Genomic DNA, 23,354 nt, shown 5'->3' on the forward strand with positions numbered 1-23,354 from the left:
CGGTGGTGAAGTTTAGGCTCGATGATTGATGCCAGACATACATGCACCCACCAAGAACCAGTCGACGGTCCGTACGCTGCTGAGGCTCTGGCCGTACGTACGCCCCGTTCGAACTCGCCTGTTCGGCGCGGCGTTTGTCGCCGTCTTCGCGTCCTGTCTCGGTCTGCTGATCCCGCTCGTACTGAAGTGGATCGTCGACGGGCCGGTGAGCGACAGCGACCCCGGCGGGGTCTGGCTGGGGGCTCTCGTCCTGCTGCTGCTCGGGGTGGCGGAGGCGCTCCTCTTCGGCCTGCGGCGGTGGCTGGTGGCGCGGCCGCTGGCGGGGGTGGAGGCGGCGATGCGGGCGGATCTGTACCGGCACGTGCAACGGCTGCCGGTGTCCTTCCACGACCGGTGGCCGTCGGGCCAGTTGCTGTCGCGGGGGACGACGGATCTGAGTCTGGTACGGATGTTCCTGGCGTTCCCGCTGACGTTCTTACTGGTCAACGGGGTGACGATTGTGGTGGGTTTCGTCATCCTGCTGTCGCAGGAGTGGACGCTGGGGCTGGTGCTGGTCGTCCCCGTGGTGCCGCTGGTGGCGCTGTGCTCGCTCTTCGAGTCGCGTTACTCGCTGGCGGCGCGGCGGGCGCAGGACCAGGTGGGCGATCTGACGACGCTGGTCGAGGAGAGCGTGCTCGGCATCCGGATCATCAAGGGGTTCGGGCGGCATCGCAGCCAGGCGCGGGCGTTCGGTTCGCTGGCGCGGGAGCTGCGGGGCACGGAGCTGCACAAGGCGCGGCTGCTGGCGGCGCTGTGGGGCGTGATCACGGCGATACCGGAGCTGGCGATCGGGGCGGCGCTGGTGCTGGGGACTGTGCGGGTGGCCGACGGCGGGCTGTCCGCCGGGACGTTGGTGGCGTTCCTGTCCACGGCGCTGGCGCTGCGGTGGCCGGTGGACTCGATCGGGTTCCTGCTGGCGATGAGCCAGGAGGCGGGGACGGCGACGGAGCGGTTCTTCGAGGTCCTGGATGAGCCCCTCCCCGCCCCTTCCCTAAACCCTCCGGGGGTGGGTGGGGGTAAGGGTGGTCTCCCGGGGGCTACGCCCCCGGACCCCGACGCGGGGCCTGCGGCCCCTGCACCCCGCCACGGGGGCTCTGCCCCCGGTACCCCCGTGGGGGCTTCGCCTCGGGGTGGGCGGGCTACGGGGTCCGCACCCCCGTCCCCGCCTCGGGGCTCCGCCCCGGACCCCGCTCCTCAAACGCCGGAGGGGCTGAATTTGCCCAGCCCCCCTGAACCCGACGGGTCGGCTGAACCTGACGGGTCGGCGCCGGACACCCCCAACCCCCTAAGGGGCGCGGGGAACTGCGCGACAAGCCCCCACCGGCCCGCAGACGAACGCGCAACCACCAACCCACCCGCACAAAACCTCGGCATCCGGTTCCACCACGTCGCCTTCCGCTACCCCGACGCCCCCGGCGACAGCCCGCCCCTCCTCTCCGGGATCGATCTCCACATCCGCAGCGGCGAGACCATGGCCATCGTCGGGGGGACCGGGTCCGGGAAGACGACGCTCACCGCGCTCGTGCCGCGGCTGTACGAGGCGACCGGCGGGCGCATCACCCTCGACGGGGTCGACATCGCCCGCATGCCCCGCGAACGGCTGCGCGAGCTCGTCGCCGTGGCGTTCGAGGAGCCCACCCTCTTCTCCGCCTCCGTGGGCGAGAACGTCCTCATGGGCGGCGGCGGGCCCGAGGACCTCGACCGGGCGCTCGACGTCGCGCAGGCAGGGTTCGTGCGGGAGCTGCCGCACGGCGTCGACACCCAGGTCGGCGAGCAGGGCCTCAGCCTCTCCGGCGGGCAGCGCCAGCGGCTCGCCCTCGCGCGGGCGGTCGTCGGGCGGCCCAGGTTCCTGGTGCTCGACGACCCGCTCTCCGCGCTCGACGTGCACACCGAGGCCCGCGTCGAGGCGGCCCTGCGCGACGTCCTGCGCGAGACCACCGCGCTGGTCGTCGCCCACCGCCCGTCGACGGTGATGCTCGCCGACCGGGTCGCGCTGCTCTCCGGCGGCCGCGTCGCCGCCGTCGGCACCCATCAGGAACTGCTGCGCAGCAACGCCGAGTACGCCTGGCTGATGTCCGGCGCGGGGGACGAAGGGGACGAACGATGACGACCACCATCGGTGCGGAGCGGCAGGCCGATCCGGAGGAGCCGGAAGGGGAAGCCCCCCAACCCACCGGCGATCCCTTCGACCGCGATGCCCTTCCCTCCCCCGCCGGCGCCACCCGCGCCCTCCTCCTCGACCTGCTCCGCCCCATGCGGCGCCGTGTCGTCGTCACCGCGCTGCTCATCCTGTTGCAGCAGGCCGCCGTGCAGGCGGGGCCGCTGCTCGTCGCGTACGCCATCGACCGGGGCGTGCCCGCGTTCCGCAAGGACGACTACGGGCCGCTGACAGCCGTCGGTGCCGGATACCTCGTCTGCGCTCTCGGGGCCGGGCTGCTCCAGTACGCGTTCATCAGCGCCTCCACCCGCGTCGGCCAGGACGTGCTGCTCGATCTGCGCGGGCGGATCTTCCGGCACGCGCAGGCGCTGAGCGTGGACTTCCACGAGCGGTACACCTCGGGCCGGCTCATCTCCCGTTCCACTTCCGACGTGGAGTCGCTGCGCGAGCTGTTCAACGAGGGGCTCCAGGAGCTCATCGGCGTCGTGCTCTCCGGCGTGTACATCTGCGTCGTGCTGCTCTGGCTCGACTGGGGCATCGGCGCGCTCGCCGTCGCCTCCTACGCACCGCTGCACCTGCTGATCCGCCGCTACCGGCGCCGCGCTTCGCGCGCGTTCGACGCCCGCTCGACGGCGATCGCGGCCGTGATCGTCAAGTTCGCGGAGACCCTCAACGGCATCCGGCCGGTCCAGGCGTTCCGCCGCGAGCGCACCAACGACGAGGAGTTCCAGAAGCTCAACCGCCAGCACGAGCGCACCAACGGCGACGCCATCCTCGAAATGGCCCAGTACGTGGTGGGTTCGCGTCTGGTGGCCAACACCGCCGTCGCCGCGATGGTGCTGTGGGGCGCCTACCGGGTCGCCGACGGCACCCTCGCCCTTGGCGTGCTCGCCGCCGCCGTGCTGTATCTGCGGCGGCTGTACGACCCGATCGACCGGCTCGGGATGTTCCTCAACTCGTACGAGGCGGCCGTCTCGTCCCTCGGGAAGATCGCCGGGCTGCTGGCCCAGGTCCCGACCGTGCCCGAGCCCGAGCGGCCGGTGCCGCTGCCGGAGCGGTCCGGGGAACTCCCGGGGCGGCGCGTCGAGTTCGACGGCGTCGGGTTCTCGTACCGTACGGGCGGCGAGGTCCTCCCCCGCTTCGACCTGACCCTTCCGGCCGGGCAGACCGTGGCCGTGGTCGGCTCGACCGGCGCGGGCAAGTCCACCCTCGCCAAACTCCTCGCCCGCTTCTACGACCCCTCCACCGGCCGGGTGCTGCTCGACGGCGTCGATCTGCGCGAGCTGGCCGTGCCCGAGCTGCGGCGCGGGGTCGTGATGGTCACCCAGGAGGCGTTCCTCTTCTCCGGCACGGTCGCCGACAACATCGCCATCGGCCGCCCCGAGGCGAGCCGCGAGGAGATCGAGCGGGCCGCGAAGGCGATCGGCGCGCACGACTTCATCACCCGGCTGCCGGACGGCTACGACACCGACGTGCGCAAGCGCGGCGGGCGCATCTCGGCGGGCCAGCGCCAGCTGGTCGCCTTCGCCCGCGCGCTGCTCGCGGACCCGGCGGTGCTGATCCTCGACGAGGCGACCTCGTCCCTGGACATCCCGGGCGAGCGGGCGGTCCAGCGCGCGATGCACACCGTGCTGCACGGCCGTACCGCCGTCGTCATCGCCCACCGGCTGTCGACCGTGGAGATCGCGGACCGGGTGCTGGTGATGGAGCACGGCCGCGTCGTCGAGGACGGCCCGCCCGCCGAACTCATCGCGGGCACCGGCCGGTTCGCGGATCTCCACCGGGCGTGGCGGGAGAGCCTGGCGTAACCGGAAGAGGAGGGGCGACGGGAACCGGATCGCCGTCCCGCCCGTCCAACTGTCCGCCTGGCGGACGCCCGGCGGGTCCCGGGGCGGCAAGTGCGGAGGCTCATTGCGGCCATTGTCGCGAGCGGCTTCCGCGCCCCCTCCGGACGCCTTTCGCGCTGGTGGGGCAGGGTGCGTATCCGGACACTCCCGTCGATCGCGACGCACCCAACCGCCCCCTGTACACATGGTGTTGACAAAGGAAACGTCCGCTTAACGAACGGCGTCCTTCGTACAACGAACGATTTCCGGCCAACTTCTTGACGCGCTCCTGACAGCGCCTGGCCACTCCTGGCACTCTCTCCCCGATCCAAGAACCACTGCTCCGCATGCTTCGCCCGGACGGCCCCACCCAGCCGCCGGTACCCCCCTCGCAGAAGGAGTTCGCGTGAGATCCACGCACCGTCGTCGTGCCACCGCAACCGCCGCTCTGCTCTCCGCAGCCGCCATGCTCACCGTCGGAGTCCAGGCAGGTAGCGCCAGCGCACGTCCCGACGACTCCGCGTCCGCCAACGCCCTCAAGGCGCAGGCCGTACGCAACCCGGGCGCTCTGCCCGCCAAGCTCTCGCCCTCGCAGCGGGCCGAGCTCATACGCCAGGCCGGCGACAAGGCGGCGGAGACCGCCAAGAGCCTCGGCCTCGGCGCGCAGGAGAAGCTCGTCGTCCGCGATGTGATCAAGGACCAGAACGGCACCCAGCACACGCGGTACGAGCGCACCTACGCCGGGCTCCCGGTCCTCGGCGGCGACCTCGTCGTCGACACGGCCGCCAGCGGCCGGACCCAGGGCGTCATCAAGGCGAACGCCGCCCAGCTGACGAACGTCGCCACCACGGCCAAGCAGGGCCCGGCCGGCGCGCAGAAGCAGGCCCTCGCGGCCGCCGCCGACAAGGGCGCCAAGAAGGCCACCGCCGACCGCGCCCCGCGCAAGGTCGTCTGGATGGCCAAGGGCACGCCGACCCTCGCGTACGAGACGGTCGTCGGCGGTCTGCAGGACGACGGCACCCCGAACCAGCTGCACGTCATCACCGACGCGGCGACCGGCGCGAAGCTGTACCAGTGGCAGGGCATCGAGACCGGTGTCGGCAACACCCACTACAGCGGCCAGGTCACCCTCGGCACCACGCAGTCGGGCTCGAACTACACGCTGACCGACGGCGGCCGCGGCAACCACAAGACGTACAACCTGAACCACGGCAGCGGCTCGGGCACCGGCACGCTGTTCACCCAGACCAACGACACCTGGGGCGACGGCACCAACTCCAACGCCGCCACCGCGGGCGCCGACGCCGCCTACGGCGCCGGGGAGACCTGGGACTTCTACAAGAACGTCTTCGGCCGCAGCGGCATCCGCAACGACGGCGTCGGCGCGTACTCCCGCGTCCACTACGGCAACGCGTACGTCAACGCGTTCTGGGACGACAGCTGCTTCTGCATGACGTACGGCGACGGCTCGGGCAACAACGACCCGCTGACCTCGCTGGACGTGGCCGGCCACGAGATGACGCACGGCGTCACCTCCAACACGGCGGGCCTGGAGTACAGCGGCGAGTCCGGCGGCCTCAACGAGGCGACCTCGGACATCTTCGGCACCTCGGTCGAGTTCTACGCCAACAACGCGTCCGACCCGGGCGACTACCTCATCGGCGAGAAGATCGACATCAACGGCGACGGCACCCCGCTGCGCTACATGGACAAGCCGAGCAAGGACGGCGGCTCCAAGGACAGCTGGTACGCCGGCATCGGCAACCTGGACGTCCACTACTCCTCCGGCCCGGCGAACCACTGGTTCTACCTGGCCTCCGAGGGCAGCGGCACCAAGGTCATCAACGGCGTGACCTACAACTCGCCGACCTCCGACGGCCTGCCGGTCACCGGCATCGGCCGCGACAAGGCCCAGCTGATCTGGTACAAGGCGCTCACCACCAAGTTCAACTCGAGCACCGACTACAAGGGCGCCCGCGACGGCACGATCGCCGCGGCGACCGAGCTGTACGGCGCCGGCAGCGCCGAGGTCAACAACATCACCGACGCGTGGGCGGCCATCGCGGTCGGCGCCCGCCACGGCGGCGGCGACCCGGGCGGCAAGGTCTTCGAGAACGGCACCAACGTCAACATCCCGGACTCCCCGGGAGCGGCGGTCACCTCGTCGGTCAACGTCACCGGGGTCACGGGCAACGCGCCCAGCACCCTCAAGGTCGGCGTCAAGATCGTCCACACCTACATCGGCGACCTCCAGATCGACCTGGTGGCGCCCGACGGTTCGGTGTACCCGCTGAAGGCCACCGGCACCGGCGGCTCGACGGACAACATCGACACCACGTACACCGTCAACGCCTCCTCGGAGGTCGCCAACGGCACCTGGAAGCTGAAGGTCCAGGACAAGGCGCGGTACGACACGGGCTACATCGACAACTTCAAGCTCACGTTCTGACGGTCAGGCGGCTGACTGGAACGTGAAAGGTGCCCGGACCCCCACAAGGGGTCCGGGCACCGCTCGTTTCTCCGGGCCTTTCAGCCCTTCGTCACAGGGCGATCTCCGGACGGCGCAGGTCGAGCAGGTCCGGGTCCTGGCGGACGAGCTCCCGCTCGAACTCCTGCCAGCCCTTCTCCGCGACGAACGCCGCCTCCGACGGGCCGATCGGCACCAGCCACACCACGGAGACCGTGGTGCCGTTCTCCACGACGACCTCGGCGAAGTCGTCGTCGAAGTACACCGGGGAGGACGCGTACAGGGAGCTCAGGACACTGCCCGGCGCCAGCGGCATCGGCAGGGGGATGACATCCCCGCGCAGGACCGCGTCGCCGCTGGTGACCAGGCGCTCGCTGACGTGCTCCAGGACTCCCGCGAAGGGGCCGTACTCGTCACCCGCGAGCGGGCGGTTGCACCCCAGCAGTTCCAGGTGCTGATGACGGCCCGAGGTGCGGGAGACCAGCGGAGTGCTGAAGAGCCCGATGGTGGCGAAGGACTGGACGCCCTCCAGGGCACCCCCGGTGAAGAATCCGACCTGGGGGGTGCCCGGAGGGGACTGCTCGGCCGCCGACCACGACCCGACCAGGCGGCCGAGGCGTGCTTCCAAGTGGTTGACGAGAGCAGCCATGGCGTTCGCTAACCGTCCTGTCTGTTTCCGGCCCCGCGATTGCACGGCCTGCATTCGAGCTGGACATCGGTGTTGTAGTTGTCCAGGACTTCTTCACGCGTGACATCCGGGTGGAACTTGCGGTTGCTCCACGATTCCGGGTAGTGCCCGCCGTCCCACATACGGGGACCGCCGTTCGGGTCGTACGGATCGTCGTAGACCACGCCCTCGCAGTTCGGGCCACCGCGGGTGCAGACTCTACCCTGCGACCCGTGCGGACCCGGGGCGACCTCGGCGTCGTCCCACATCCCGCGCACGGTGGGCGTGCGGAACGACGGCCGGCTGGTGACGTGCCCGGCGTCGTTGGTTCCCCGCAGCATTCCGTCGGGGTGCACCTGTCCCGGCCCGATGCGGTCGGGGTTGGCCGCGAACCGTCCGCCGTGCCGCCACTGGCCGTTCCCGTCCGGGGCCGGTCCGCCGATCGGGCAGACGTCGTCGGCGTTGTGGACCAGGACCTGGGTGTCGCCCGCCGCCACGAAGTACGTGTGCAGGCCGTCGACGCTCAGGTCGTAGGTGACCCGTGTGTCCGTGTAGGACCGGACGTCCAGGACCGGGGTCCGGCCGCCGTCCGCGCCCTGAAGGGCGTGGTGCTTCTTCAGGTCGGCCGCCTGGGTCCAGGCGTTCGCCGTGGCGTCGTAGAACTGGTGGTGAGCGGTGGTCTGGATCGTCTTGGGGCCGGACTTCGAGCCCACGACGACGTCGACGTAGTCACGGTCGGTCCTGGTGACGATGACCGCCTTGACCCGGTGCCTCTCCTTCTTGTCCTTTCCGGGCTCGGCGGTGAGTACGTAGTCGCCGACCCGCATCTGCGAGATGGCCTTGGTGGCGGTGGTCGACACCAGCACCGGGGTGTTGCGGCTGAAGCTGTGCGGGGTGCACCCCTTGCGGCCGTACTTGCTCAGCGCGGCTCCGAAGATGCCGCCGAGCGCGGCACCCGTCACCGTCGCCTTGGCCGCGCCGCTGGCGCTGCAGCCCTCCTGGCTGCTGGAGCAGGAGACGCCGTAGGTGGCGGCGCTCTCCGCGGCTCCACCGGCGGCGCCGGTCACCGCGCCGCGGGTCACGGCGCTGACCGCCGTGCCCAGGGCCCGTCCGGCGGCCGCACCGGCGCCCATGCCGATCAGGCCGGTGGCCGCACCGATCGCGGCGGCTCCGAGGAAGCCGTTCAGGGTGTGCGGCCCGTCGCTCATCGCATAGCCGAGTGCGTTGATCAGCGCACCCGCGCCGGCCGCGCAGGCGACCGCGCCGACACCGGCCGTCGCCGCCGTGCAGACGACCGCGGCCGCGATGCCCGCCACGATCGGGACGATGGTCGCCGCGTGCTGCTTCACATAGTTGGCCGTCGCCTTCGCGGCCTTCTTGACCGCTCTGCCGACCTTCTTGGCCGCCTTGACCACCTTGTGCGCGACGCTCTTGATCACCTTGGCGGCGTGCTTCACCGCGCGCTTGACGGTCCTGACGACCTTGTGGACGTACTTCTTGACCCGCTTGTACGTCCGCTTGACGTATCTCTTGACCTTTTTGACCGCGTCATGGACGTAGTGCACGGCCTTGCGGACCGCGTGCTTGACCCTCTTGACCGCCTTCTTGACCGCGTGCTTGATCTTCTTCGCGGCCTTCTTGACCGCCTTGGCGACGTGCTTGACGGCCTTCTTGGTCTTGTGCCAAGCGGACTTGGCGACGTGCTTGACCTTCTTCTTGAACTTCTTCCAGGCGCCGCCGAAGCTCCAGTGACCGGTGGGGTCGGTCATGGTCATCGGGTTGGCGTCGGCGTAGGCGAACTTGTTGGCGCCGATCGAGGACGGCAGTCCGTCCACGTCCGCCGTGTCCCGGCTGTTGAACTGGCCGGTCTGCGGCGAGTACCAGCGCGCGGCCATGTTGACCTTGGCCGTCTCGGGGTCGGTCCAGCCCGACTGGTAGCCGAGCTGTCCCAGCATGGTGGCGCTCTGGTTGACCTTGCCGAACGGCGAGTACGTCGTCGACCCGGACAGCGCCTCACCGCCCGCCGTGAACTGCGCGATGACGTCGTTGTGCACATCGGTCATCGCCAGCGCCGAGCTGGTTCCCGACTTGACGCCGAGCAGCCCTCCGTCGGCGTTGCGGCTGTACGTCGACGAGCCGTCGGAGGCCACGTCGTTGCCCGCGCCGCTGTACTGGAAGGTGAACAGCGGGCCGGTGCCGGGGTCGCTCGCGGTCAGCACCCGGTCCAGGCCGTCGTACGCGTAGGTGCGGTCGCCCTCGTTGACGACCCGGTTGAAGGCGTCCGCCTTGACGACGCTGACCTTGCTCCCGTCGTCCGTCATCGAGCTCATCGTGCCGCGCGCGGTGTACGTGTACGCGTTGTGCCCGTCCGAGGTGAGCTGGTTGCGGGCGTCGTAGGTGTAGGTGTCGCCGCCCACGCGCGTCCGGTTGCCGGAGGCGTCGTAGCCGTAGCTCTCCGTCGTCGTCCCGTTGTTCCAGGACGACAGGCGGTTCGCCCAGTCGTAGGTGTAGGTGTTGGCGGACGCGCCCGCGACCCCGGTCGTCGTCTTCGACGTCTCGTTGCCGTTCTCGTCGTACCCGTAGCTCACCGAGGCCAGCGTCCTGCCGGTCGGGGAGGTCAGGGTGTCCGACTTGAGCTGCTCCAGGTCGTCGTAGGCGAAGGCGCGCTTGGCCTTGCCGGTGCCGTAGTCGATCGACTTGACGTTGCTGTTGACGTCGTAGCCGTAGGTCAGCGCGGAGCCGGTGGCGCCGTCGTTGACCGTGGACAGACGCCCCGCGGTGTCGTAGCCGTACGTCGAGGTGCCGGACGCGTCGGTCCGCGAGGTCATCCTGCCGTCGCCGTTGTAGGCGAAGGACGAGGATCCGGACCCGCCGCCCGTCGACAGGAGCTGGCCCCGGTCGTCGTAGCTGAACGTGTCCTTGCCGGTGTCGGCGTCGGTACCGGTGACCGAGACGATCCGGTCGTCGGCGTCATAGCCGTAGGTGTGGTCGGCGGTGGCCGCCTCGGCGCCCGTGCCGGTCTGCCTGGTCAGTCGTCCCTTCGCGTCGTAGTCGTCCACGACCTTCACACCGCCGGGCGAACGCTCTTCCCTGACCCGTCCGTTGGCGTCGTAGGTCGTGGTGAAGGTGCGGTCCGCCGCGTTGGGATAGGCGGGCGTGGCCGGCTCGATCACCGACTCCGGGCTGCCCCACGCGTTGTACGTCGTGAGGAAGGCGTTGTTGCGGCCGTCGGTGAACCGGGTCCTGTTGCCCGCCACGTCGTACCCGAAGGTGGCGGTGATCGACTCGGTCGCGGAGACGGGCTGCACGGCCTTGGTGACCATTCCGGTCGCGTCCACCGTGAAGGTGGTGGTGTGCCCGCGGAAGTCGGTCACCGAGGACTGCTGACCCATCCGGTCGTACGTGGAGCTGGTGGTCCGCAGCACCCTCCCGGTCGCGTCCAGATCGCTCGTCGAGACCAGCTGGCCGAACCCGTCGTAGGTGTTCTTGGTGCTCGTCCCGTCCGGATCCGTGGACGTCAGCATCTGCCCGTCCATGTCGTACGTGAACCGCGTCGTGTTGTTCGCCCCGTCCGTCGTGGACGTGACCTCGCCGAGCGTGTTGTAGCCGTACGACTGCGTGACACCCGCCGGGCTCACCGTCTTCGACAGCTGCTGTCCCGGCGCGTCGTAGTAGTTGATCGCCGTGAACGCGCGCTGGGTCGGCTGGCGGACGATGTCCGTGCTGGTGACCTCGCGGCCCAGGTAGTCGAAGGTCGACTCCTGGCGGGCGCCGTTGGGGCGGGTCGCCGAGAGCTGGTCGCCGTTGGTGTCGTAGGTGTACCTGGTGGTGTCGCCGCCCGGCTCCTTCACCGAGGCCAGGTCGCCCAGCTGGGTGTAGGTGTACTCGGTGCGGTTGCCCAGCGGGTCGACCTCCGCGGAGACCTGGCCGAGGTGGTTGTACTCGTTCCAGCTCACCGCCTTGATCGGCGTCGAGGCACCCGGCGCGGTGTAGTCCGGAAGCGTCGTGGACGCCTCCTGGCCCTCGCCGTCGTAGGCGGTGACCGTGACGTTGCCGAGCGGGTCCGAGGACTCGGTCTGCTCGCCGTACGTGTTGTAGCCGGTGAGCGAGACCGGGCGGACGGAAGCCGGAGTGCCGCCGTTCTGCTCGGCGTTGACCGCGGGCTCGGTGACGCTGGTCTGCTGGCCCGACTCGTCGTAGCCGTAGTCGGTGGTCGCGCCGTTGGCGTCGGTCATCGACACGGGCATGCCGCGCTGGTCCAGCTTCCAGCTGGTGGTGCGCACCGCGCTGCCCGCCGCGGGCAGGGTCTTGCCGTAGACGCCGGAGACCTGCGTCGCGGTGAGCGCCTCGCCGTAGACCTGGACGTCCGCGAGGGAGCCCTTGTGGTACTCGCCCTGCGTACCGCCCGACATGCGGCGGCCGATCTGGAGCGGCCCGGTGGCCTCCCAGGAGCCGCTGTACGGGGTGGTCGCCTTCAGCGCGCCGTTGACGTACAGCCGGATCTCCCCGGCCGTCGCGTCGTAGACACCCGTCAGGTGCGTCCAGGTGTTGGCCGTCACCGCCGCCGTGCCGGAGGTGGCACGGGCCAGCGTCGGGGACGCCACGTCGCCGGAGGTCCGGTTGAACGACCAGCCGTACGCCGTCGAGTAGTACAGCTGGAAGCCGTGGTCGGCCGTGCCGTCCTGCGAGACGAACGTGTGGTTGGCGGTGGTGTCGGCCAGCTTCACCCAGGTCGAGACGGTGAAGCCGCCGTTGGTGTTGACGGCCGGGCCGGTGCCCTGCCCGTACGCGTTGGCGGTGCCGTCGAAGACCGCGCTGCCGCCCTGCTCGGTGGAGCGGGTGACGCCGGCGCCGAGGGTGACCTTGTTGTTGCCGCCGGAGGAGTCCGCCGCGTTGGTGCCGCTGGTCTCGTTGAGCTTCCAGCGGCCGACCGGCGCGGTGGTGCCGTCGTGGACGGTGTTGCCGGTGACGTTGCCGAGCGCGTCGTAGCGCGTGTCGGTGGTGCTGGTGTCGCCGGTCGGGTCGTAGTCCGTCTCGGACACGACGTTGTCGTCCGGGTCGTAGGAGACCTTGTTGGTCCGGGCGAGCCCGCCCGGGTCCATCGTCGTCGACGTCGTGCGGTCCGCCGCGTCCACCGTGAACGAGGTGGTCGTGGTGCCGTCGTTGGTGACCTGCTTGGTCAGGTTCCCGGCCGCGTCATAGGTGTTCGCCTGCTCGGTGAACGCCTTGTTGTTCTGCGGGTCCCTGCGCACCACCGTCGCGGACAGGCCGTCGTCGGTGTAGGTGTACTCGGTGGCCCAGCCCATCGCGTCGGTGATCGACGCGAGCCGACCCGCCGGGTCGTACGCCCGCGACTCCTGCACCAGCTTGGTCGGCGCGGACGGGCTGTTGGGGTCGCCGGTGTAGTTGAGCAGGCTGGTGGTGAGCGGACGGCCCTCGGCGTCGAAGGTGTACTCGTTGACGTTCCCGGCCGGGTCCGTCTCCTTGACCTTGTTGCCGTAGACGTCGTACGCGAACGCGGTGGTGTCGCCGCCCGGGTCCGTCCGGGTCGCGACCCGGTTGTACGCGTCGTACGTCATCGAGGTGACCCGGGAGGTGTCGCCGCCGGTGGCGTCCGCGACCGTCTGGGACTGGACGTTGCCGTCCGGGTCGAAGACAGTCGTCGACTTCGCCTGGTGGACGGCGCCGGTGACCCGGTTGGTGACCTTGGGGCTGGTCTCCGAGACGACCTGGTCGTCCTTGTCGTACGCCAGCGTGGTCGTCAGACCCGCCGGGTAGGAGTCGGAGACCTCGGTCTTGGTGATCTGACGGCCCAGGTTGTCGTACGTGTACTTCAGCGCGGCGCCGTTGGCGTCGGTGATCTGCGCCAGGTCGCCGTTCTTGAAGTAGGTGTACTTGGTGCTGCGGCCACCGGGCGTGCGCACCTCGGCGACGAGTCCGGCCGGGGCGTAGTTGGTGCCGCCCTCGGCCGCGACGGTGGTCGCGGTGGTGTACACCGTGGAGGCCGTACGGCCCGCGGGCGAGCCCGGCACCGGCGGGGTGGTCACCGCAGTGACGTTTCCGCCCGTGTCATAGGTGTAGCTGGTGAGGTACGTGTTGTCCGTGGGGCCCGAGGAGCGGCCGTCGCGCTCGGTGAGCACCAGGTCGTTGCGCGGGTCCATCGCCGGGAACAGCGTGGTCGCGTCCGGGTAGAACGTGTAGTACTCGGTGGCGCAGGTGTTGGCGGCCGTGTTCTGGCAGGTGGTCGTGGAGACCGTGTTGCCGCGCACGTCGTGGCCGGTCACCGAGCGGTTGCCGTTGGCGTCCGTGACGGTGTGCAGGAAGCCGGAGGTGTCGTACCCGTAGGTCGTCCGGTTGCCCGCGGTGTCGGTCGCGGCGAGCAGCCGGTTGCCCAGCTCCGCGTCGTACACGTAGGTCAGCGTCTTGTCGGTCGGGTCGGTCAGCTTGACCGTGCGGACCGGGGCGGTGCCCGAGGACGCCTTGGCGGCCGAGTAGTGGCGGCCGACCTCGTCCGCGGTCAGCGGCTCCGCGTAGAAGGCGACCTCGGCGATCGAGCCGTCGAAGTAGCTGACGTCGGCGGGCGAGCTGATCCAGCCCTTGGTGAAGCCCGCGCCGATGAAGGTGCGGGTGGTCGTCTGGTCACCGGCGGCGCCGGTGTAGTCGGCCTGCTTCTCGCCGTCCAGGTAGAGCGTCTGGGTGGTGCCGGAGGCGGAGAGGACCGCGTGGTGCCAGGCGTTGTCGGTGACCGTCGACTTGGAGCCGAAGTCGGTCGTGCCGCTGCCGGTGGCGCTCCACCAGTGGCCGCGCAGCTTGCCGTCCGCGCCCACGTACATCAGCGGCGAGTAGGCGGCTCCCGCGCCCGCCGGGTCGTTGGGGACCCGGGCCTGGTCGGCGGCGATCACACCGGGCTTGGCGGTGCGGAACCACAGCTCGATCGCGCGGTTGCCGGACCGGTGCAGCGGGGCGTAGGGCAGCTCGGCGAAGGAGGTCGCGCCGTCGAAGTCGACCGCCGTGGCGTCGTCGGGACCGAACGGACCCTCCGCGCCCTGGGTGACCGTGTTGTACGTGCCGAAGCCGGTGTGCACCTCGTTGGCGGCCTGCGGCGCGCCCTGGACGTCACCGAGGCGCCAGTAGCCGGAAGGGGCGGCGCCCATCACGGCCGAGCGGTAGACCTGCGAGGAGCCGGTGACGGTGGCCGGGTTGAGCTTCCAGGTGCCGCCGTCGCCGTCGACGGCCTGGGTGACCATGTCGTCGGCGGTGGAGTAGGTGACGGAGCTCTGGACCTTGCCGTTCGGCGTGGTGATCTTGTTGAGCAGCCCGGCCGGACGGGTCGCCGCCTGGTACTGCGCGGTGATGACGTCCTGCGTCAGCGGCTCGGAGTAGATCGCCGCCTCGGCGAGCTGGCCGCTGAAGTGGCCGAGCGGGTCGGCCGCGTTCATGTTCGGCCAGCCGTCGGTGTTCACACCGGCGCCGAGGGTGAGGTAGGGCTGCGCCCAGTCGTTGATGGTGCCGGACTTGGTGCCCTGGGAGACGCCGTCGAGGTAGAGCGACATGGTGGTGGCGGCGCCGGTGAGGACGGCCTGGTGCCACTTGTTGTCGTTGACGGCGGCGGCGGAGACGATCGTGGTGTTGCAGCCGGGCGACGAGGCGAAGCAGCCGTGCAGCTTGCCGTCGGTGCCGACGTAGACCGCCGGGGTGTTGTGGGTCGTGGTGCCCACCGGGTCGGGGTCGCTCAGCGGCTTGTCGCCGTAGTAGAAGAGGACGCCGCCCGCCTGGGAGGTCTTGAACCAGAGCGAGACGCTCGCGTACGAGGGGGTCGCGCCCGGGGCGCTGGGTATCTCCACGTAGGAGCTGGTGCCGTTGAACGTGGCGGCCGGCTGGGTGGACCCGGCGAGCACGCCCGTGCCACCGGTGGTCACGTCGTGGTAGATGCCGTTGTACTTGCCCTGGTTGAGGTCGACCGCGTCCTTGGCGACGCCGTCACCGGCCGCCTCGCCGAGCCGCCAGTACGCGAACGGGTCCTCGTCCAGGACCGTGGTGCGGTAGTGGTTGCCGGTGGCGTACCCGTAGGTGATGCACTTGGACCAGTCGGCGGGCGGGCAGACCTTGGTGAGCTGGTCACCGGTGTAGCTGTACTGCCAGGTCTGCGCGGTGGCCAAGTCGCCGGCGGTCGACGGGTCGGTGGCGACGGTGTTGACGTGTGCGGCGGTGGCGCCCGCGGGGGTCTGCCAGCTGAGGGTCAGCGAACGGTTGGACGTGGTGTTCGTGATCTTGGTCAGCTGGTTGCTGGTGTAGAAGAACGTCTCACCGCGGTTCGCGAAGTCCGTGATGGTCTTGATCGCGTAGACCCCGGCCTTGGCCGTGGTCTGGGTGAAGCTGTAGGTGGTGAAGTCCTTGTCGACCAGCGTGTAGCCGCCGGTGACCGCCTGGAAGCGGGCGTACCGGCCGAGCGGCGGGACGAAGGTGCCGTCGGTGTTGCGGCCGAACGCGACCTGCTCGCCGCCGGGGTAGGTGATGACCACGCTGGTGACCGCGCCGGAGCTGTCCTTGACCTCGGCGGCCTTCATGTCCGCGATGGTCGCCCAGCCCGCGCCGAACGCGCCGTCCTGGCGCGGGTCGAGGCTGTTGTAGGAGCGCTCGATCGACAGTGACGGTCCGGTGACCTCGACGTCCGCGTCGGTGTCGTCGGTGGTGTAGTTGCCGTCGCTGGGGTCGAACTCGCGGCCGTCGGTGTTCTGGGTGAGCCCCGAGGTCACCGGCGGCTGCGGCACGGCGGTGGTGAACCGGCTGTCGTACGACACCGCGTTGGTGCCGTCGCTGACGGTGGCGAACCAGAGGTAGTTCTTGCTCCACTTCAGCTTGCCGGCCGGGATCGTCCAGGCGCCCTGGGTGAGGGTGCCGGAGCTGACCACCGGGGTCTGGCTGCCGGTGTCCGCGTCGAAGACGTCGAAGGAGTACGACAGGGCACTCGGCCCGTGGTCGGCGTCGGTCGCGTAGACCGTGAGCTCCGGCCGCAGCGTGTTGGCCTGGAAGTTCTCCGGCGGGTACTGGGCGTTGACCTGCGGGGCGGCGTTGGCCGTGTAGGTGAGGTCGAGCGCCGGGCGGAAGCCCGCGGTGGTGGAGTTGTCCGAGTGGAACTTCTTCCAGTGCAGCATGTCACTGGTGATCGCGGTCATCGCGAGGCCGTAGTTGGCGCCGCCGCCCGCGACCGTGTTGAACCAGCCGGTGTTGAGCGGGACGGGCATCTTCACGCCGACGCTCGTGGAGCTGGAGGAGTTGGTGCAGGACGCGCCGGGCGCCACCGTCGCCGAGCCGATCGCCGAGCCGTAGGTCGGGCCGGGGTAGCTGGTGACCGTGGAGGGCGTCCAGGCCTTGGTGACCGGGTGGACGTTGAACGGCTCGGCGGTGCAGGTCGAGGACCAGATCGCGTACACGTTCAGGGTCGCGGCGGTGACCTTCTGGCCGGCCAGCGTGGTGCCGAGCGAGGAGAACTGGAGGAACGAGTTCGCCTTGTTGGTGCCGGAGTCGTACGACCCCACCTTGATCATGTTCTCGGTGGAGTGGTCCCCGCCGATGGTGTTCTGGGTGTACGTCGAGTTGCCGGCCGTCACCGTCGGGTCGACGGTGACCGGGAAGACCCGCTTCGGGTCGTCCAGCCAGGCCCGGTCGGCGGTCATCCGCAGCGCGGGGGCGCCGTCCAGGGTGGTGAGCTCATAGGTGACCGCGCGGGACTGGGCGGCGTCGCCCGAGCGCGGGTCGATCTTCGAGTCCTCCATGAAGGCGTGCGGGACGGTCGCCGTCACCTTGCCGTCGGCGTCGGTGAACACCACGTCGCCGTTGGCCGCGACCTTCGGGGTGAGCCCCTTCACCTTCAGCGGGAAGACCCAGGTGTTGGGCGCCGCCTTGGAGCGCAGGACGATCCGCTCCTTGAAGCCCTCGCTCAGCGGCGACAGCTTGAGGTCGGTGTCCTTGAGAACGTTGTCGTACGTGGCGGTGGAGTCGCCGTCGACCTTCGGCCGGCTCCTGGCGGCGCCGTGCAGCCCGTACGACAGCGCGCGCCCGGAGCCGAAGTCGACCGAGGCGAGGTCGGGGGTGACCGCGTCGGGGGCGAAGGCGACGCCGAGCGAGTTGGCGTTCTCGACCAGCCGGCCGCCCTTCTCCTCGCGCAGCTCGGTGTCGATCTGCTTCCAGCTGCCGTCGGCGGCCTTGAAGTTGGAGCGCCCGGTGTAGTGGCGCACCGTCGTGGAGCCGTCGGCGTTGGTGTAGAAGTCCGAGGTCGCCGTCGACTTCTTGGCGTCGCGCTTGCTGGTGCGCGCGTCGAAGCTCTTGGCGTTCCCGGCCGCCTTGCCGGTCTTCGTCAGCTCGGCCTTGTCCTGCGGCCGCTCGTACGCGCCGAGCTCACCCTTGCCCTTGCCGGGCCGGTGGCCGTTGCCGCCCTTGGCCCGGGTCTGCTGGGCGGAGGCGCTGTGGCTCTTGCCGCGCGCGGTGCCGCTCTGCTGGTCCGGGGTGTCCAGCGGGGACTTGTTGGCCCACTCCCACAGACCCGACAGGGACCACTTGGGCATCGAGAGACGGGGCAGCGTGGCCCCGGTGGCTTGCGCCGTCTCGGTGGTGAGCATGAAGGAGAAAGCCAGCAGGACCAGGAGGGAGATCCTCCTGGCCCTGCGGCGCCCGGTTCTCCCGGGCGGAAACAACAGACGGGACGTTCGGGCCCATCGAGCGCGCATTTGAGACAGCCTTTACTTACGCGAGGCTTACAGAAGACAAAGCCTGGCGATCGTGCCCCACGTTTTTACAGAGGTTGCCTCCACCCCATGATCCTTTGACATTTCTTTGCCATGTCCATGCGGTGCGGAACGATAAATTCCGGGCTATCCGGGTGTATTGACTCCCTGCTCGACGGCCCGGGTGACATCCGCCCGCACTCCGTCACCCGGCTTCACCACCGTCACATTGGCCGCCGCGGCCTCCCCGCCGACCACCACGAAACGGACCTTGGGGTGGGCCTTCGCCGCCGCCTCGGCCGCCGCCACCGGCGCCTTGCCGACCGCCACGACCACGTCGCACGAGCGCTGGATGAGGCTGTTGACGAACGGGGTGGCGTTGGCGGCGGTCTGCTCGCCCGTCACCGGGACGAAGTTGACGCGCGCGCGAGTGGCCTTCGAGGCGTCCTGCATCCCCGCCCACACCGGCGCGCCGTCCGTGCCCTCGGTGACGCCCTTGTCCCCGGTCAGCAGACAGGCGTCGACGTTCTTGTACTGCCGGGCCCGCGGATCCGGCGGCCCCGGCTTGTCGTCCTCGTCCAGCACCGAGACGAGGATCGCGGCCACGGCGACGGCCACCGCCGCGCCCGCGGCGATCCGGACCCGGCGCCGGTGCACCCGCGCAAGCGCCGTGAGCCGGGCGAACCGCAGCCGGTAGCGCGCGTATCTGCCCTGCTTGTCCTGGCCTTCCCGGGCAGCCTTCGCCGCCTGGGCCTGACGTACCTGCTTGACCTGCTTCACGCGCTCTTGCCGTTCTCGTTCGGGGACTGCCGGGCCGCCGGCCACGCCTTCCAGGCGTGCGCGGCCGCCCCGGCCGTCGACAGCCCGACGAGCAGCACGTCGGCCGCGAACCGCATGCCGTGCGTGGTGTCCGGGGTGGTCGCCAGCTGGAGCACCCAGGACACCCACACCGCGCAGAAGACCGCGAAGGCGACCCAGTCCGCGCTCCGGTGCCGCTTGACGGCGATCACCAGCGACGGCACCGGGCACAGCAGCCCCAGGGACGCGAAGGGCAGCAGCGCGAGGCCCGCGCGCGCCGCCCAGGTCCCATACGGACGTATGGGACGAGCGACGACATTCTCGGCAGGGTTCACAATCGGACCTCGCAGTTCCGTACGGGGTGCATGGCAGCGGCCGACGTACGGTACAACCCCTCGGCCCTCAGCGCATCAGCACCCCCGCCCCCTCCCCCGTCGCCTCGGTCGGCAGCGCGACCAGGCCGAGATCGGCGCCGTCGGCGAGGAGCCGGTGGGCGGGCAGGACGCGGACCGTGTAGCCGTAGGGGCCGGTCCGGTCCAGGGCGAGCGGGCCCTCGTACACCCAGCGCCCCTCCAGGTCCGGGCCGCCCGTGGGCTTCAGGGCGACCGTGCGGGCCTCCGCGAGCGTGTCGGCGGCGTCCACCCGCCCCGCGACCGCCTGCACCTCCACGTCGTCCGGCTGGAGCCCGCCGAGCCCCGCCCGCACCCGCAGGGCGAGCGTGGAGCCGAGCTCCGCGTGACCGTTCAGCGCGGTCGCGGCCACCGCCTCCACGTGGTCGACCGCCACCTGCGGCCAGGCCGCCCGCACCCGGGCCTTCCAGGCCGCCAGCTCCCGGGCCGTGTCCGGATCGAGGTCGCGGTGGGCCCGGGCGGCGGGCACGTACAGCCGCTCCACGTACTCGCGCACCATCCGCCCCGCAAGGACCTTCGGGCCGAGCGAGGCCAGGGTCTCGCGGACCATCTCGATCCAGCGGCCGGGCAGCCCGCCCTCGCCCCGGTCGTAGAAGCGCGGCGCCACCCGGTCCTCGATCAGGTCGTACAGGGCGGTCGACTCCAGCTGGTCCCTGCGGTCCTCGTCGGTGGCGGAGCCGTCGGCGGTCGGGATGGCCCAGCCGAAGTCCGGCTCGTACCATTCGTCCCACCAGCCGTCCAGGACCGAGAGGTTGAGGCACCCGTTGAGCGCGGCCTTCATCCCGCTGGTCCCGCACGCCTCAAGGGGCCGCAGCGGATTGTTGAGCCACACGTCGCAGCCCGGGTAGAGCTTCTTGGCCATCGCCATCCCGTAGTCGGGCAGGAAGACGATGCGGTGGCGCACCCGGGGGTCGTCGGCGAACCGCACCAGCTCCTGGACGAGCCGCTTGCCGCTGTCGTCGGCGGGGTGCGCCTTGCCCGCCACCACGATCTGCACCGGCCGGGTCGGATGGAGCAGCAGCTCCATCAGCCGGTCCCGGTCGCGGAGCATCAGGGTCAGCCGCTTGTACGAGGGGACGCGGCGGGCGAAGCCGATGGTGAGGACGTCGGGGTCGAGCACCCCGTCCACCCAGCCGAGTTCGGCCGTCCCGGCGCCGCGCGTGCGCCACGACGCGTACAGCCGCTCGCGCACTTCGAGGACCAGCTGTTCGCGCAGCTCGCGCCTGAGCTCCCAGATCTCGTTGTCGGGGATGTCGGCGACCGCGTCCCAGCGCGGCGAGCCGCCCACGGTGAGCGCGTCCTCGGCGCGCCCGGCGCCGATCTGTCTGGCGCCGAGCCGGAACACCTCGGGCGCCACCCAGGTCGGCGCGTGCACCCCGTTGGTGACGGAGGTGATCGGCACCTCCGAGGGGTCGAACCCGGGCCACAGTCCCGCGAACATCTCCCGGCTGACCTCGCCGTGCAGGGTGGAGACGCCGTTGGCGCGCTGGGCCAGGCGCAGCCCCATCACGGCCATGTTGAAGAGGTTGGGCTCGCCGCCGGGGTAGGTCTCCATGCCGAGCTGGAGGATCTTCGAGACGTCGACGCCGGGCAGTTCGCCGTCGTCGCCGAGGTGGTGGGCGACCAGCTCGCGGTCGAAGCGGTCGATCCCGGCGGGGACCGGGGTGTGGGTGGTGAAGACGGTACCGGCCCGCACCGACTCCAGGGCCGCCTCGAACTCCAGCCCCTCACCGGCGAGTTCGCGGATCCGCTCCAGGCCGAGGAAGCCCGCGTGGCCCTCGTTGGTGTGGAAGACCTCGGGCGCGGGGTGCCCGGCGATCCGGCAGTACGCGCGCACCGCCCGCACCCCGCCGATGCCGAGCAGCATCTCCTGGAGCAGCCGGTGCTCGCTGCCGCCCCCGTACAGCCGGTCGGTGACGTCGCGTTCGCCCGGGCCGTTCTCCTCCACGTCCGAGTCGAGCATCAGGAGCGGGACCCGGCCGACCCGCGCGATCCAGACCACCGCGTGCAGCGCGCGGCCGCCGGGCAGGTGCAGGGAGATCCGGGCGGGCTCGCCGTCGGCCTCCCGCAGCAGCGCGAGCGGCAGTTCGTTGGGGTCGAGCACGGGATAGTGCTCCTGCTGCCAGCCGTCGCGCGAGAGCGACTGGCGGAAGTAGCCGTGCCGGTAGAGCAGCCCGACGCCGATCAGCGGCACGCCGAGGTCGCTCGCGGATTTGAGGTGGTCGCCGGCGAGGATGCCGAGCCCGCCCGAGTACTGCGGCAGGGCGGCGGTGATCCCGAACTCCGGCGAGAAGTAGGCGACGGCGTTCGGCAGCCCCTCGGGCTGCTCCTGGTACCACCGCCGCCCGCTCAGATAGTCGGCGAGGTCGCCGGCGCAGGCGGTCAGGGACCGGACGAAGCGGCGGTCCTCGGCGAGGGCGGCGAGCCGGGCGGCGGAGACCGACCCCAGCAGGCGCACGGGGTCCTCTCCGGCCGCCCGCCACCCTTCGGGGTCGACGGACCGGAACAGCTCGCGGGTCTCGGGATGCCAGGACCAGCGCAGATTGCGGGCCAGCTCGCTCAGCGGCCGCAGGGGCTCGGGGAGGACGGGGCGGACGGTGAATCGACGGATTGCCTTCACGTGTTCCACCTTCGCAGGGGATGTACGCAACAGGGTGGACGTACAGCTCTGTTCGACTGTCCTTCACCCTCGAAGGTAGTGGGCGGGCGCCCCGCACTACCACGGCGCACGGAGGCGACCGCCCCCGGCGTGCGCCCTTGTGGGCGTCCCCGCGGGGCGGGAGGCTGCGAAGGGCGTCCAAAGGGCAGGGCCTGTCGTCACATTCCCGTCGTCGCCCGAAGGGCGGCCCCACGGCGTCTGGTGCGTGCTCTGGGGGTCCCCCCTGCTCGAAGAGCTTGGGGGAGCGTGCCAGACGTCGCGGGGCAGACGGGAATGTGACGACAGGCCCTAGGGGGGGACCACGGCATGGGAGCGACACGCAGCACGCGCCTGCGCACGGCCGGGGCGCTGACCGCGCTGGGCACGGTGGCGGCGCTGACCCTCGCGCCGCCCGCCCGGGCCGCGCCGCCCGAGGGGCGCGTGCTCGGCGCGGACGCACCGGGCGCGGTCGGCGGCAGCTACATCGTCACGCTCAAGGACTCCACCAGCGCCGCCTCCGAGGCGGGCCGCGACCTGGCCGCGAGATACGGGGCCCGGATCAGCCGTACGTACGGCACCGCCCTCAACGGCTACGCGGTGCGCGTCGACGCCGGGCGGGCCCGGCGCCTGGCGGCCGATCCGGGCGTGGCGTCGGTGGCGCAGGACAGCGCCGTCGCCCTGGAGCACCGCCAGGACGACCGGCCGGGCGGCGGCCCGCGCGATCTGCCGCCGGAGGGGACCTGGCCGCGGGGCGGCGGCGCGGGCGTCACCGCGTACGTCATCGACACCGGGGTGCGCACCACCCACCGGGAGTTCGGCGGCCGGGCGGACAGCGGCTGGGACTTCGTGGACGACGACGCCGACGCCCAGGACGGCAACGGCCACGGCACCCATGTGGCGGCGACCCTGGCGGGCGCGACGACCGGCGTGGCGAAGAACGCGGCGGTGGTGGCCGTGCGCGTCCTGGACGACCGGGGCACCGGCACCACCGCCCGGGTGATCGCCGGGATCGACTGGGTGACCCGCAACGCCCGCCGCCCCGCCGTCGCCAATCTGAGCCTGGGCGGCGCTCCCAGCCCGGAGCTCGACCGGGCGGTGCGGGGCGCCGTCGCCGCCGGAGTGACGTTCACGGTCGCGGCCGGGAACGAGGGGGAACCGGCCGAGCGCTACTCCCCGGCCCGGGTCCCGGAGGCGGTCACGGTCGGCGCGAGCGACCGCGACGACGCCCGGGCCTCCTTCTCCGACTGGGGCTCCGCACTCGATCTGTTCGCCCCGGGTACGGGCATCGCCTCGGCGTGGAACTCGGACGACACGGCGTACCGGACCCTGTCGGGCACGTCGATGGCCGCCCCGTACGTCGCGGGCGCGGCCGCGCTGTACCTCGGCGGGCACCCGGCGGCGGATCCGGCCGAAGTGGGCGCGGCCCTGAACGCGCGGGCGGCCACCGGAAGGATCACCCGCGCCGGGCCCGGCTCGCCCGACCGCCTGCTGCGCGTGGGCGGTGATCCGGGCGCCAACTGAACTTGTGGGTAGGCAAATTCTGGTGCGGTCCCGCCGAAAGACGGGGCCGTTTCCTTGTCCGATCCGTTACGCCCAGGTAGTTAACAAACCACCGGAATGCCCACTC

General features: G+C 71.0%; 9 protein-coding genes. 4 read left to right on the forward strand and 5 right to left on the reverse strand.

Translation table 11 applies throughout. The features are described from left to right. Positions 1 to 28 precede the first annotated feature (28 nt). The 3 genes from QIY60_RS05700 (at position 29) to QIY60_RS05710 (ending at position 6,472) form a co-directional block, all read left to right on the forward strand. Positions 29 to 2,146: an ABC transporter transmembrane domain-containing protein gene (locus QIY60_RS05700; RefSeq protein ID WP_283141439.1), complete on the forward strand. Its 2,118-nt coding sequence runs from the start codon at positions 29 to 31 to the stop codon at positions 2,144 to 2,146. Continuing rightward, entirely contained in the window at positions 2,143 to 4,005 is a 1,863-nt protein-coding gene (locus QIY60_RS05705) for an ABC transporter ATP-binding protein (protein WP_283141440.1), read from the forward strand. The genes QIY60_RS05700 and QIY60_RS05705 overlap by 4 nt, the downstream gene beginning before the upstream one ends. A 424-nt stretch (positions 4,006 to 4,429) precedes the next feature. Next, the gene (locus tag QIY60_RS05710; protein WP_283141441.1) at positions 4,430 to 6,472 is read left to right on the forward strand and encodes a M4 family metallopeptidase; all 2,043 of its coding nucleotides are present in this window, start codon (positions 4,430 to 4,432) and stop codon (positions 6,470 to 6,472) included. A gap of 91 nt (positions 6,473 to 6,563) precedes the next feature. Here QIY60_RS05710 and QIY60_RS05715 read toward each other — a convergent pair whose 3' ends face one another. The 5 genes from QIY60_RS05715 to glgP all read right to left on the reverse strand — a co-directional run bounded on the left by QIY60_RS05715 (position 6,564) and on the right by glgP (position 21,709). Further along, entirely contained in the window at positions 6,564 to 7,139 is a 576-nt protein-coding gene (locus QIY60_RS05715; RefSeq protein ID WP_283141442.1) for a suppressor of fused domain protein, read from the reverse strand. 8 nt (positions 7,140 to 7,147) lie between these two features. Then, entirely contained in the window at positions 7,148 to 17,776 is a 10,629-nt protein-coding gene (locus tag QIY60_RS05720; protein ID WP_283141443.1) for a LamG-like jellyroll fold domain-containing protein, read from the reverse strand. Positions 17,777 to 18,028: 252 nt separating this feature from the next. After that, positions 18,029 to 18,661, reverse strand: a complete 633-nt coding sequence (locus QIY60_RS05725) for a BMP family ABC transporter substrate-binding protein (RefSeq protein ID WP_283141444.1) — start codon at positions 18,659 to 18,661, stop codon at positions 18,029 to 18,031. After that, positions 18,658 to 19,014 (reverse strand): hypothetical protein, encoded by a 357-nt coding sequence (locus tag QIY60_RS05730; protein ID WP_283141445.1) that lies wholly within the window; start codon positions 19,012 to 19,014, stop codon positions 18,658 to 18,660. Before QIY60_RS05730 ends, QIY60_RS05725 begins: the two co-directional genes overlap by 4 nt. Positions 19,015 to 19,081: 67 nt before the next feature. Next, positions 19,082 to 21,709 (reverse strand): alpha-glucan family phosphorylase, encoded by a 2,628-nt coding sequence (gene glgP, locus QIY60_RS05735; protein WP_283141446.1) that lies wholly within the window; start codon positions 21,707 to 21,709, stop codon positions 19,082 to 19,084. 345 nt (positions 21,710 to 22,054) lie between these two features. Between glgP and QIY60_RS05740 the strand changes: the two genes are divergently transcribed. Next, complete coding sequence (locus tag QIY60_RS05740; protein WP_283141447.1) at positions 22,055 to 23,248, forward strand: S8 family peptidase; 1,194 nt, start codon at positions 22,055 to 22,057, stop codon at positions 23,246 to 23,248. Positions 23,249 to 23,354 lie beyond the last annotated feature (106 nt).

The organism is Streptomyces sp. BPTC-684 (genome assembly GCF_030028635.1).
Classification (GTDB): Bacteria; Actinomycetota; Actinomycetes; order Streptomycetales; family Streptomycetaceae; genus Streptomyces; species Streptomyces noboritoensis.